Source organism: Pseudoalteromonas sp. PA2MD11, from assembly GCF_017808125.1.
GTDB classification, from domain to species: domain Bacteria; phylum Pseudomonadota; class Gammaproteobacteria; order Enterobacterales; family Alteromonadaceae; genus Pseudoalteromonas; species Pseudoalteromonas simplex.
Genome location: NZ_JADKNF010000009.1, coordinates 17,655 through 31,248, shown reverse-complemented (window position 1 = coordinate 31,248; position 13,594 = coordinate 17,655). Strand labels below are relative to the sequence as shown.

General features: G+C 42.6%; 13 protein-coding genes and 1 pseudogene. 2 read left to right on the top strand and 12 right to left on the bottom strand.

Annotated features, from left to right (window positions below; translation table 11 throughout):
• Positions 1-2: 2 nt before the first annotated feature.
• The 12 genes and pseudogenes from hflK to cutA form a co-directional block, all read right to left on the bottom strand.
• Positions 3-1,169 carry an FtsH protease activity modulator HflK gene (gene hflK / locus ISP07_RS11185; RefSeq protein ID WP_054563492.1) on the bottom strand — a complete coding sequence of 389 codons (1,167 nt, stop codon included), beginning with the start codon at positions 1,167-1,169 and terminating at the stop codon, positions 3-5.
• 91 nt (positions 1,170-1,260) lie between these two features.
• Complete coding sequence (gene hflX, locus ISP07_RS11180; RefSeq protein WP_209327658.1) at positions 1,261-2,550, bottom strand: ribosome rescue GTPase HflX; 1,290 nt, start codon at positions 2,548-2,550, stop codon at positions 1,261-1,263.
• Positions 2,551-2,567: 17 nt separating this feature from the next.
• Positions 2,568-2,831 carry an RNA chaperone Hfq gene (hfq, locus tag ISP07_RS11175; RefSeq protein WP_054552435.1) on the bottom strand — a complete coding sequence of 88 codons (264 nt, stop codon included), beginning with the start codon at positions 2,829-2,831 and terminating at the stop codon, positions 2,568-2,570.
• 80 nt (positions 2,832-2,911) lie between these two features.
• Positions 2,912-3,829: a tRNA (adenosine(37)-N6)-dimethylallyltransferase MiaA gene (gene miaA, locus ISP07_RS11170; protein ID WP_082389227.1), complete on the bottom strand. Its 918-nt coding sequence runs from the start codon at positions 3,827-3,829 to the stop codon at positions 2,912-2,914.
• 15 nt (positions 3,830-3,844) lie between these two features.
• On the bottom strand, positions 3,845-5,689 hold the full coding sequence (gene mutL, locus ISP07_RS11165) for a DNA mismatch repair endonuclease MutL (RefSeq protein WP_209327657.1): 1,845 nt from the start codon (positions 5,687-5,689) through the stop codon (positions 3,845-3,847).
• 23 nt (positions 5,690-5,712) lie between these two features.
• Positions 5,713-7,021 (bottom strand): annotated as a pseudogene (locus ISP07_RS11160) (N-acetylmuramoyl-L-alanine amidase).
• A gap of 66 nt (positions 7,022-7,087) precedes the next feature.
• Positions 7,088-7,561 (bottom strand): tRNA (adenosine(37)-N6)-threonylcarbamoyltransferase complex ATPase subunit type 1 TsaE, encoded by a 474-nt coding sequence (gene tsaE / locus ISP07_RS11155; protein WP_054552431.1) that lies wholly within the window; start codon positions 7,559-7,561, stop codon positions 7,088-7,090.
• Between the two features lie 141 nt (positions 7,562-7,702).
• Positions 7,703-9,043, bottom strand: coding sequence for an acetyl-CoA carboxylase biotin carboxylase subunit (gene accC / locus ISP07_RS11150; protein ID WP_054552430.1), 1,341 nt, complete (start codon positions 9,041-9,043; stop codon positions 7,703-7,705).
• Between the two features lie 23 nt (positions 9,044-9,066).
• Entirely contained in the window at positions 9,067-9,531 is a 465-nt protein-coding gene (gene accB / locus ISP07_RS11145; RefSeq protein ID WP_054552429.1) for an acetyl-CoA carboxylase biotin carboxyl carrier protein, read from the bottom strand.
• Between the two features lie 31 nt (positions 9,532-9,562).
• Positions 9,563-10,015, bottom strand: a complete 453-nt coding sequence (gene aroQ, locus ISP07_RS11140; protein ID WP_138600159.1) for a type II 3-dehydroquinate dehydratase — start codon at positions 10,013-10,015, stop codon at positions 9,563-9,565.
• A gap of 348 nt (positions 10,016-10,363) precedes the next feature.
• A complete protein-coding gene (locus tag ISP07_RS11135; protein WP_209327656.1) occupies positions 10,364-12,190 on the bottom strand; it encodes a protein-disulfide reductase DsbD in 1,827 nt (608 codons plus the stop codon).
• The gene (gene cutA / locus ISP07_RS11130; RefSeq protein ID WP_054552426.1) at positions 12,190-12,510 is read right to left on the bottom strand and encodes a divalent-cation tolerance protein CutA; all 321 of its coding nucleotides are present in this window, start codon (positions 12,508-12,510) and stop codon (positions 12,190-12,192) included. The genes ISP07_RS11135 and cutA overlap by 1 nt, the downstream gene beginning before the upstream one ends.
• 162 nt (positions 12,511-12,672) lie before the next feature.
• On the opposite strand from cutA, the gene ISP07_RS11125 reads away from it, so the two are divergent.
• Both ISP07_RS11125 and ISP07_RS11120 read left to right on the top strand, forming a co-directional pair.
• On the top strand, positions 12,673-13,149 hold the full coding sequence (locus ISP07_RS11125; protein WP_054552425.1) for an FxsA family protein: 477 nt from the start codon (positions 12,673-12,675) through the stop codon (positions 13,147-13,149).
• A 143-nt stretch (positions 13,150-13,292) separates the two neighbouring features.
• Entirely contained in the window at positions 13,293-13,580 is a 288-nt protein-coding gene (locus tag ISP07_RS11120; RefSeq protein ID WP_036973362.1) for a co-chaperone GroES, read from the top strand.
• Positions 13,581-13,594 lie beyond the last annotated feature (14 nt).

The window sequence follows — 13,594 nt, the reverse complement described above, 5'->3', positions numbered from 1 at the left end:
GCTTATCTCCCCTCATTAAAACGGTCAGTTGCGAAACGGTCATTACTTGAATTTACCGTGCTGTTACGCGACGTGTTTATTTTATTGCGAAGGTCTTTGATATCACTTGAGCTTGGTAGTGCAACACGTGTTGCTGTGCCTTGCTTTTCCATGATTTTATCAAGCGGTAAATACATCATGTTATTACCACCTTCAACATCAACTAACACTTTAGAGCTGTTACCTAGCACTTCTTCCATCGCATCGATATATAAGCGCTTACGGGTTACCTCTTTAGCAGCTTGGTACTCAGGTAATAGCTTTTCAAAACGCGCTACCTCACCTTGTGCTTCTAATGTAATACGTTCACGGTACGCTTCTGCTTCTTGCGTCATACGAGTAACTTGACCACGGGCACGAGGTTCAATTTCACGAGCATAGGCTTCTGCTTCACGGATGAAACGCTCTTCATCTTCTTGTGCAGCAATAGCGTCATCAAACGCGTCTTTTACTTCACCCGGCGGACGTGAATCTTTAAAGTTCACATCGCTTACAATAATACCTAGATTGTATGGCTCGATGATTTTGTTAAGCTCATCCCACGTTTGTTGACGCACTAACTCACGGCCTGTTGTTAACACTTGGTCCATTTTTACGTGGCCAATTACATAACGTAATGCACTATCAAGTGCTTGTTGTAAGCTGTGGTCAGCATCAGTAACACTGAACTTGTAAAGATGTGGGTCGATAACACGGTACTGTACTTCAAACTCGACATTTACCACGTTTTCGTCTTCAGTAAGCATAAAACCTTTAGCAGATAACGAGCGTACCGCTTCGATATCAACAGGGATCACGCGTTCAATGAAGGTCATTTTCCAACGTAAGCCAGGTTCTGCAATGCGATCGTATTGCCCAAATTGTAAAACAATACCGCGCTCAGCTTCTTTTACCGTGTAAATACCACTTAATGCCCATACAATGATGGCAATAATAAGGATGAAAGAAATGCCTGCGCCACCAAGTCCACCGCCGTTTTTACCTGGCTTATTACCACCAAATAAACCGCCAAACTTGTTGCCGAACTTACGCATTACCTCGTCTAAATCAGGTGGGCCTTGATCTTTTCCGCCTTTATTATTCCACGGATCTTTATCATTGCCATTATTACCCGGTTCATTCCAGGCCATAGCTATACTCCATTGTTATCTAAATGAATTAGGTTAAATCTATCAAATCTACAGCATTTCTCATACTAAAAAAGACAAATGCTGGTGATTTTTAATCAGTCACTACGAAAGAGTCTAGGTCTTGTCCCATCTCTTTTTTCAAGCGATTCCATTCTGCCATTGGCAAGCGTACCGATAATAACCAGTTTCCTTGCTCATCAAAACGTTCTTGATGGACTGCATTTAAGTTGAATAATGCTGCGCGAATACGACCATGTTGTGGAGGTAATTTTAGCTCATCAGCAAACATCTTTTTGGCAAGTAACTCATTAATTGCCTCACTTAGCAGTTCACAGCCAACGCCAGTGCGCGCCGATAACCAGACTCGTACCGGTTGACCTTCGTCGTTTCTATCTATACGTGGCGCAACGTCATCTAGCGCATCAATTTTGTTATAAACCAAGAATTGCGGTACTTCATCTGCTTCGATTTCTTTTAAAACAGACTGTACTTGCTCAATATTTTCTTTTCGACGAGGGTCAGCCACATCAATAACATGCAGCTGTAAATCAGCTTCACGGGTTTCTGTTAAGGTCGCTTTAAATGCTGCAACAAGGTCATGAGGTAAGTGACGAATGAAACCTACCGTATCCGCTAAAATAATTGGACCTATATCGCCTATATCTAACTTGCGTAAGGTTGGATCTAGGGTAGCGAATAGCTGATCAGCAGCATACACATCTGAGTCTGTAATACGGTTAAATAACGTTGATTTACCCGCATTGGTATAACCTACTAGTGACACAGTTGGGATTTCATTTCGCGTACGCGCACGTCGCCCCTGCTCACGTTGAACAGCCACTTTATCTAAACGGGCACGAATGTTTTTAATTCTTGCTCGCAGTAATCGTCTATCGGTTTCGAGCTGGGTTTCACCTGGGCCACGTAAACCTATCCCGCCTTTTTGTCTTTCAAGGTGGGTCCAACCACGGATCAAGCGAGTAGAAATGTGGCGTAACTGAGCTAACTCAACCTGAAGCTTACCTTCGTGAGTACGCGCTCGCTGCGCAAAAATATCTAAGATCAAACTCGTACGATCAAGAACGCGGCACTGGCAAACGCGCTCTAAATTGCGTTCCTGTGACGGGCTAAGTTGATGGTTGAAAATAATGACATCTGCATTGTGGATTTTGACAGTTTCAGCGATTTCTTCTGCTTTTCCGGTCCCGACGAAAAGTTTCGGATGCGGTGCTTGACGACTGCCTTGCACAATCGCCAAACTACTAACACCAGCAGAAGATACCAACAACTCTAATTCGTGAAGATCTTCGCGATCCCCCTCTTTAGGTAAGTCGATATGAACTAAAACTGCCTGTTCGCCGGCTTCATAACGGTCAAACAAGCATTACGCTCCTAAGTTTAAAAATTTCCAGATTCTTGCTCTTCTGAATCATCACTTCCTTGAACGCCTTGGAAGTTAACAGAACGCGCTGGAACAACAGTTGAAATAGCGTGTTTATACACCATTTGATTTACGGTGTTTTCAAGTAAAATAACAAATTGGTCAAATGACTGGATTTTACCCTGCAATTTAATGCCATTAACCAAAAAGATTGATACTGGAATGCGCTCACGACGTAACGCATTTAAAAATGGGTCTTGTAACGACTGGCCTTTTGCCATGTTATTTTCCTTCGTTCTAGGTGTTATTATAATTAAGTAGCTGAACTAATTTAACAAAGCTAAAAAACTTCCAGCTACTACTAGCTTAGCGAACTTACTACACGTTGCAAGTTTTCTTCATCACCCGTAGTCAACCAAATTACTTCAGGCCAACCTCTTAACCAAGTCAGTTGTCGCTTGGCTAACTGCCGTGTGGCTGCAATACCACGAAAGACCATTTCATCATAGTCAATTTCGCCAGCAATGTAATCCCACATTTGTCTATAACCCACACAACGAATCGAAGGTAGGTCTGGGTGTAAATCCTTACGTTTATATAGGGATGAAACTTCATTTTCAAACCCCTGATCGAGCATTATTTTAAACCTTTTCTCAATTCGCTGATGTAATTCACTGCGATCATCAGGTGCAATGGCAAATTGATAGAAAGTATAAGGAAGCTCAGGCTGCTTTTGTTTTTGCAGCTCAGTCATTGTTTTACCTGTTATACGATACACTTCTAATGCACGATTAATTCTTTGCGAATCATTTTCGCTCATTTTTTTCGCTGCATCAGGATCAATTTTCACAAGTTCTTTATGCAAATGTGGCCAACCAAACTGCGCTGCTTCTTTTTCGAGTTCAGCACGTACTTCAGGTGATGCCTCTGGTAGCGGTGATAAGCCATCAATAAGCGACTTAAAATACATCATTGTACCGCCAACCAATACAGGTACTTTACCTTGCTGATGAAATAGATCAATCTTTTCAATTGCATCACGGCGAAAATCTGCCACTGAATAACTATCTGCTGGGTCAATAATATCAATCAAGTGATGCGGGGCACGAGCAAGCTCTTCGGCATTTGGCTTTGCCGTGCCGATGTCCATATCTTTATAGACTAATGCTGAATCAACACTGATTATTTCTGTGTTTAAATGCTCACACAAAGAAATTGCTAAATCTGTTTTCCCTGCAGCGGTTGGTCCCATTAAAAAAATGACGGGTAAGTTATTCAAGCCTAAATACCTTGCTTAATTTAAAAACTGAGATAGTTCTATTTTAACTGCTTTTTGACGTAAACGTTGCATAGTTTGTGGATTATTTTCTAACCGAGCCACTTGCTCCAAAAAGGCTTGGCTTGCGTAATAGCGTGCTGGGATTTGCTGAGCTAACCAAGCTAACCATTCATCGAGTGAACTTGGTGAGGCTTTACAGCCAGTAATAAGCCGCTCAATAGCATCACTTACATCAAGTAAATACACGCAAGGCGGAAGCTTTTTAACCATCACAAACTGTTTTTCTATTACTAAATCAAAACCAAGTAAGGTAAACCACGACTGCTGAGCATTTAACGCACTAATATCATCAGCACTTGCATTTACTCGCACAGGTAACAACAAGGCTTTGCCATCAAGGCTACCTGCTTGTTCTACTTGCGCTTGCCAGTCGAGTGCTAAAGCATGCTTAAAGTGCGCAGCAAAGAGTTGGTTGTCTTCACTAAATACGCATTCGCCCTCGCGTACGTGGATGAGTTTGGCAAGCTTAGCTTGCTCAACAACCGGTGCTGTAACGCTTGGCTCTGGGCGTACTTGGTCAAAATGCGCAGCATGTTGCTCACTGATCCCTTGATAAAAAGCATTGACATCTTGATGCGATGTTTTACAGCGGCCTTGGCTGTCGCTACTAAAGCCACCGCCAGAGCGCCCTGCTCCTGTTGCCCCTGAATAACTCGCTGAACGTGTTGGCTGTAATTCAGATTTAGGGTAATCATATTGCTCTGTTGGCGCTGATTGAGTAAAACTTGGCTGCATGCTGCTTGAGTGCGCCTCATCAAACGAAGCATGCTGAAAAGCAGTGTCATTATGCTCTGTAAAACCAGCTTCATGCTGAAGCGGTACCACCACTTGCTTTATTGCCTGTAGAATAAAGTCATGCACTAAACGGCCTTGATGAAAACGCACTTCATGTTTCGCTGGGTGCACATTTACATCGACCTGACGTGGGTCAATATCAATATAAATGACAAAACCTGGCAGCTCTTCAGAGCCTGCGACTTCTTCAAAGGCTTGGCGGATTGCATGCAAAATGAGTTTATCGCGCATCATGCGATTATTCACATAGGTATATTGCGTGCTATTCGTTGAGCCCACGGGCAATACCCAACCTCGCAACATCAAACCTGCTTCACCTGACTGAATATGTAGCCCCTGTTCACTAAATGCTTTTCCCGCCACTTGTGCAACACGGCTTATCGCTTGCTCAGGGTTTGGTTTAGCACGGTATTGACGCACGACCTTGCCATTATGAGTCAGGGTGATAGAGACATCAAAACGACTCAGCGCAATACGCTTAATAAGCTCATCAATATGTGAAAACTCAGTTTTCTCGGTGCGAAGAAATTTACGGCGCGCAGGGGTATTAAAGAATAAGTCTTTCACCTCAAAGGTGGTGCCATCAGGGTGTGCCGTTGGCTTAATCTGCACCGCCATATCGCGACCTTCAGCAAACGCTTGCCATGCAGCCTCTTGCTGCTTTGGCTTTGAGCTTAAGGTTAAGCGAGAAACAGAACTAATTGATGCTAACGCTTCACCACGAAAACCCAGTGAGCAAATGTTCTCAAGATCATCGAGTGACTTAAGCTTACTCGTAGCATGGCGCGACAAGGCTAATGTTAGCTCATCTTTATTAATGCCAGAGCCATTATCGCGGATACGAATTAGCTTATGCCCACCACGCTCAATATCTATTTGAATGCGCGTTGCGCCAGCATCTAAACTGTTTTCTACCAGCTCTTTAACAACGGATGCTGGGCGTTCAACCACTTCACCCGCAGCAATTTGGTTAGCCAATCGCGCGGGTAGTATTTCTATACTCATAGTGTTCCTAACACGAAAATTGACTAGCTTTGAGGAATATCAAGCTCTTGACCAATAAATAAGGTATTCGATTTTAAGTTGTTGGCCGTTTTTAGCTTACTTACAGAGGTGTTGTATCTGCTTGCTAAAATACTTAACGATTCACCAGGGCGAACTTTGTGTTTAGTCGGAAACTGCGACTTTAACTTAGCAAATAGTGAATCATCTGGTGGATTCTTCATGTAGTAATTTTTAATCGAGGTGAAAATTGCTTTAGCTAAGCGCTCCTGATGCTGCGCCGTTTTTAGCATTCGCTCTTCACGCGGATTCGAAATAAACCCTGTTTCGACCAAAATAGACGGAATATCGGGTGATTTCAATACCGCAAGGCTCGCCGCTTGCGGGCGTTTTTTATGCATTTTAGCCACTTTTCGTAATTCGCTAACCACCTCTTCTGCGACACTAAAACCTGTTTTCATCGAGTGATCCATCGACATATCTAGCAGTGCTTGTGCTAAATATTTTTCGCTTGCAGTATCTTTTAATACCCCCAGCTGCACCACCTAAAAGCTCTGAGTGTTTTTCTTTATCCTCAATCCATTTACCAATTTCTGAATTTGCACGGCGCAGTGATAGCACCCACACTGAGGCACCGTTTGGCTGCGGGCTAGTAAAGGCATCCGCATGAATCGACACAAAGAAATCAGCTTTTTTCTTACGGGCGATGCTAGTACGGGTGTTTAAATTTACAAAGTAGTCACTGCGGCGCACCATACGCGAAATCATGCCTTTTTCAGCATCTATCATTCGCTCTAAGCGCTTCGCTATTTGTAGCGTAATGTCTTTTTCATAAGTGCCTGACGGGCCAATTGAACCTGGGTCTTCACCACCATGACCTGCGTCAATGGCAATAACAATATCGCGCTCTTGATTGAGTTCGCGTTTTTTCACACTGGTATTGGTCGAAGCAACAGGTTCTGCCTTCGGTGTTTTATCAACAAGGTCAACCACTAAACGATGCTTGTAGGGATCGGTAGGTAGTAAAGCAAATACCACTGGTTTGCTGGCACGGGCTAGCTCAAAAACAAAGCGCACACTTTTGCTATCTTTAGGTTTTGAGTAACGCAGTTTTGAAACAATCTGATGCTTTTGAGGAATAGCAGGCAAGCTATCTAGTTTGTCGGTATTTTTTAAGTCAATCACTAAACGAGCTGGGTTTTTCAGCATGAAATAGCTGAAATCAGGCTTATCGTTTAAATCAAAGACCACTCGAGTGCTGTCAGGTGAGGGCCACACTCGTACGCTATTAATGATATTTTGTGCAAGCGCAATCTGGCTAACAACCAATAACATCAAAGTAGTTAATAGTTTAAACGTACAACGACCCATTTTTACTAATACACCTTTATTTTTATATGTTTATTCTTGCGCGCTCGTAAGTTGCTGAACAATAGCCTTACCACGCTCGGTTAAGCTATTAATTGTAATAGCACGCGCCTCGCCTTCATAGCGTAGGGTGATATCAAGATCTGGTGTTGGAATAAATTCGCCGCCTTTTTCAGGCCATTCCACAACACAAATAGCCTGTGGTGAAAAATAGTCACGAATTCCCATATATTCAAGTTCTTCAGGGTCACCTAAGCGATATAAATCAAAGTGATATACATCAGCTTTAGCTAATTGGTAAGGCTCAACCAGTGTATAAGTTGGACTCTTAACCTTACCTTGATGACCGAAACCTTGCACGATACCACGGGTTAATGTCGTTTTACCGGCACCTAAATCACCATGTAAGTAGATGACTGCTCCTTGCTCCATTAAGGTTGCAAGTTGCTTACCCATATTAACCGTTGCTGCTTCATCAGCGAGTGGAAAACCAACACTGTCGGTCATTATTACCTCATGAAAAACTAAAAACACATTACTTTGTTAATCATACCAGAATATTTTGTAAGGCGAGAATCACTCTTATGACTAATTTGACAAAAAAAAGCCGGCAAAGTTGCCGGCTTTTTAGCTTAAACAGAATTTTGTTTACAGACCTAGTTTCTTCTCAAGGTAGTGGATGTTTGTACCACCGTTTTGGAAGTTCTCATCTGCCAAGATTTTCTTGTGCAGTGGTGTGTTGGTCTTGATACCATCGATCACTAATTCGTTTAACGCATTGCGTGAACGAGCAATAGCTACATCACGGTTTTCACCGTAACAGATCAGCTTACCAATCATTGAATCGTAATGAGGTGGTACTGTGTAATCTGCGTAGATGTGGCTGTCCCAACGAATACCTAAACCGCCAGCAGGGTGGAATCGCGTGATTTTACCTGGTGATGGAATAAAGGTGTCTGGGTCTTCCGCATTAATACGGCACTCAATTGCATGACCACGAATAACCACATCTTCTTGTGTGAATGATAATGGTTGACCCGCTGCAATTTTTAGCTGCTCTTTGATTAAGTCAACGCCAGTGACCATTTCTGTTACTGGGTGCTCAACCTGAATACGGGTATTCATTTCGATGAAATAGAACTCGCCGTTTTCGTATAAGAATTCGAACGTACCTGCACCGCGGTAACCAATTTCGATACATGCACGAGTACAACGGTCACCGATAAACTTACGCATTTCAGCTGTGATACCTGGCGCTGGCGCTTCTTCAACAACTTTTTGGTGACGACGTTGCATTGAACAATCACGCTCACCTAAGTGAACTGCATTGCCTTGACCGTCTGCAAGTACTTGAACTTCGATGTGACGTGGGTTTTCAAGGAATTTTTCCATGTAAACCATGCCATTACCAAAGAACTGCTTAGCTTCTTGCTGAGTAAGAGCGATTGAATCAATCAGTTCTTTTTCGCTGCGAACAACACGCATACCACGACCACCGCCGCCGCCTGCTGCTTTAATGATTACAGGGTAACCAATACGCTTAGCGATTTGAATATTGCGCTCACTGTCTGCCGTTAATGGGCCATCAGAACCTGGTACACAAGGTACACCGGCTTTACGCATCGCTTCGATTGCAGAAACTTTGTCACCCATTAAACGAATTGTGTCGCCTTTAGGACCGATAAATACAAAGCCGCTTTGCTCAACTTGATCAGCAAAGTCTGCATTTTCAGAAAGGAAACCATAACCTGGGTGGATAGCAACTGCGTCTGTTACTTCTGCCGCTGCAATAATGCGCGGAATATCTAAGTAACTTTCAGTGGCTGCTGGTTTACCAATACAAATTGTTTCGTCTGCCAGTAACACGTGCTTAAGATCACGGTCTGCCGTTGAATGCACAGCAACAGTTTTGATCCCAAGCTCTTTGCAGGCGCGCAGTACGCGAAGTGCAATTTCACCTCGGTTTGCAATGACTACTTTATCTAACATAGAGTTGGCCTTTTGTTGCGCTATTATTCAATGATGAATAAAGGTTGATCGAATTCTACTGGCTCGCCATTTTCAACTAAGATAGCTTTTACTGTGCCTGCTTTATCAGATTCGATTTGGTTCATCATCTTCATTGCTTCAACGATACATAACGTATCGCCAACATTTACTTTAGAACCTACTTCTACGTATGGTGCTGCTTCTGGAGAAGCCGCTGAGTAGAATGAACCAACCATAGGAGATTTAACTTGATGGCCAGTCGGTGCAGCTGGAGCAGCCGCTTCTGCTGCTGGTGCCTCTGCTACTGGAGCTGGAGCCGCTGCTGGTGCAGGTGCTGCAAACTGCTGTGGTGCATACTGCATTGCAGGTGCTGCAGACATGTTGTTACGATTGATGCGTACTGACTCTTCACCTTCAGTGATTTCTAATTCAGCAATACCAGATTCTTCTACTAGTTCGATAAGTTTTTTGATCTTGCGAATATCCATTGAACGACCCGCCTGTTAGTTATTTAAAAAATTAATGTGTGTTTTGCAACCGGCTAACAGCAGCTTCAAGTGCCACCTTATAACCCATTGCTCCTAATCCAATAATGACGCCTTGTGCCACATCCGAAAAATACGAATGATGACGGAATGCTTCTCGAGCATGCACATTACTTAAATGCACCTCGTAAAAGGGAATGTTTACACTGAGTAATGCATCCCGTAAGGCTACGCTTGTATGCGTAAATGCAGCAGGATTGATAATTATTGCATCAACCATTTGCCATGCATCGTGAATGCGTTCTATTAATGCAGCTTCACTGTTACTTTGGAAATGCGTTAAATCAACATTGAGACCGGCAGCAACCAGGCTAAGTTCAGCTATAATCTCATCAAGAGATTGAGTACCGTACTTTTCTGGTTCACGCTTGCCAAGCATGTTTAAATTTGGCCCATTTAGAACTAAAAGTTTGAATTTTGCAGCCATAATACGCGATATATCCTATAAGTAAGCAGTTTAACCATATTCATCATAAACCCACGCTTAACCTAAGCGTGCTGATGTAAAATAGCAACTATTTCTCACGTTAACCACCTATTATAGATATTTCGACGTAAATAGCAGCAAAATACTGGTCTAATCACTGCCTATTCGTGGCAAAGTCAAGCATAGCAAGGCACACAACAGGGTCATTCTAAGCGTTTTCCTGCTGATTAATTGAGCTTCAATCAGTGAATTTGCCATTTTTCACTTAAAATAAGTATTTTTTACGATGTAGATACAAAAACGCCACTCAGTTGAGTGGCGTTTTGCTATTTTCTTGCACGTTTGCGTTTATTTAGCGGTATTTCGTACTTTTGCTAAATGTTCTGCAAAGTCTTTGGCATTTAAAAAGCCTGTTACACGTTGCTCTAAAAGCTCATTACCTTGGCTATCAAAGAACAAAATGCTCGGCAACCCAAATACCGTGTATTCTTCCATTAGCTCAATTGTTTTTGCATCGCTTTCTGTTAAATCGATTTGAATTAATTCAAAGTGAGCAAACTGCTCTTGCACTTTAGCATCAGGAAACGTGTAGTGCTCAAACTCTTTACAGGCAACACACCAGTCGGCATATAAGTCGACCATCACTAAGCGCCCTTCGCTACTTGCCTGTGCAATTTCTTCTTTTAATTCACTTAGATTAGCAACTTGTCTAAAACCATGTGTTTGCACAGCAGCTTCTCCAACCACCGCTTTACTTGGCCAGAAATAACTTTTCGTTAAACTCGCCCCAGTTACAACCAATAAGGTAGCAGTAAACCACAATGCTGTTTTTAGCTTGCCCTGTGATTGACCACTTTGCCAATGGTGTAAATAAAGCGCTGTAGCAAGTGCTAATAAACCCGCCATTAACCAGATGATTTCAATATCAACAATACGCTCTAACAGAATAAGCGGCACGACCAGCATGATGAAACCAAATAGGGTTTTCACTTGCTCCATCCAACCACCTGCTTTTGGTAGTAATTTACCGCCAGAAGTCCCCAATAATAATAACGGTAAGCCCATGCCTAAACTGAGCACATAAAGTGTTAAACCACCAACTAGATAGTCACCACTTTGCGCCACATAAAGTAAAGCAGCAGACAAAGGTGCTGTTGTACACGGTGAGGCAATCAAACCAGACAGTACACCCATCATAAATACGCCAACATAGTTGCCGCCTTTTTGCTGGTTACTAACCTGAGTGAGTTTATTCATCATGCCGCTAGGTAATTTGATTTCGTACCAGCCAAACATCGACATTGCCAGCAATACAAATAAGATACTAAAGCTAATCAGTACCGTTGGATGCTGTAAATACCCTTGTACTTGCCCACCTAATGATGCAACCACTAAGCCCAGTGCTGCGTAAGTAACGGCCATACCTTGTACATACACAAAAGACAGCGAGAACGCTTTTTTAGTCGACAAATTCTGCTGACCCGCTATAAGGCTCGACAAAATCGGAAACATTGGGAATACGCATGGCGTAAAGGCAAGACCAATACCCACTAAAAAGAAGATTACTAGGTTCGTTAGTAAACCTTGCGATGCCAGCTTATCAGTATACGACTGCTCACCTGCTGGTTCTGATGCTTCTTGAGAGGGCGCTGATGATGCTTCATTTGTATCAGCTGCTTGTGTTAATGCCGCTAATGCGTTCCCCGCATCTGCAGTCTGTGATACTTGCTCACCTGCAATCACAGATAAAGGAATGGTTCTAACTTCTGGCGGATAACATAACCCTGCTTCGGCGCAGCCTTGAAAACGCACTTTAACAACTGCACCTTCTGTGACGTTACTGAGCTTAGAAACCACACTTAACGAATCAAAGAATACCTCGGTCTTACCAAAAAATTCATCTTCAATAATCACGCCCTTGCCAAGATCAGGAACTTCAATATCAGCGCCTTTGGCAATAATTTCGACTTTCTTTTTGTAAAGGTAATAATCAGGCGCAATATCCCAGCCAATAAATAAGGTTTTGCCTTGCTGGTCAAAATCGAAAACAAACGCCTGATCAACCGGGAGAAATGTTTGCTCCGCAGGTTGTAGTAGATTTCCAAGTAAATTGTTATTACTTGCACTTGCTGGCATAAGCCACAATGCACAAAGTAATAAAAGGAACGATCGCATTAATTAAGTACCTCATCCATCCAATTAAAATAGGCTAAATTGCCCGTAGCCACATCAACGACCTGAATTTCAGGCACCTCATAACTATGCAATTTCTTGATAGTTTGGATCACCTCATTCATTTTTTCTGACTTAGTTTTGATCAGTAACTTACTCTCAATAGCTTGAGTTACCTCGCCTTCCCACATGTAAATAGATTCAATAGTAGGCAAAATGTTCACACAAGCAGCTAGCTTTTCTTTAACTAGATGTTGTGCCAACTGACGGGCTTCAGCCTCATTTGCACAAGTCGTAAAAATAAGTCGAAAATGCGTAGTCATAAGGAACCTTTATTTGATTACGTGAGTCGCACCATAGTAGCCGATAGTAACTATAATGTGTAGCGAGCAAGGTGATCCTAGGTTCCGTCTTGAAAAATGACCTGCTCACCCCAATTTATATTTCACTGACTCGAAAGAGAATGACATTTTTTAGAGAGCGTTATGTTTAGATTTTTGTTTTTGTTATTTATTTTAGTGCCGATTGTGGAGATCGCGTTACTCATCCAAGTGAGTGAAGTGATCGGCGGCTTTGCCACCATAGCGCTTGTCATTGTGACCGCGATTGTCGGTGCGAAATTAGTGAAGCAGCAAGGTATGGGCGCGATTCAAAACGTGCAATTACAAATGGCACAAGGGCAAATGCCTGCAAAAGAATTATTTACTGGATTATGTGTGATTATCGCCGGTGTTTTATTAATGACACCAGGCATCATGACTGACTTTTTTGGCTTTTTACTACTTACGCCAGCAATCCGTAACAAACTGGCTGCAGGCCTTGCTAGTCAAGCGACTGTGCGCATGAGTTCGCAGGCAAATCAAGGCTCTGCACACTTCCAATACCATAGTAAAACAACCACTCATGAAGAGCCAAACCATCAACCTACAACTATTGATGGTGAATTTGAGCGAAAAGATTAAAATTTTTTAATTTTTTTACTTGGATTTTTTTAAGCCACCCCCATTAATGAATGCAATGAAACGCAACGGGTGGCTTAGCACTCCCCTGCAATAACACAAGATTTTTTCTGTACTGTTCAGAAACTGTTAGGAGAACTAAATAAATGAACATTCGTCCTTTACATGATCGCGTCATCGTTAAGCGTCTAGAAGAAGAAACTAAGTCTGCTGGCGGTATTGTATTAACTGGCTCTGCAGCTGAAAAATCAACTCGCGGAGAAGTTATCGCTGTTGGTAATGGCCGTGTTTTAGACAACGGTGAAGTAAGAGCATTAGAAGTTAAAGCCGGTGACACTGTGCTGTTCGGCTCTTATGTTGAAAAAGCTGAAAAGATCGAAGGTCAAGAGTACCTGATCATGCGTGAAGATAACATTCTAGGCATTGTAGGCTAATCCTACTTTTCGTT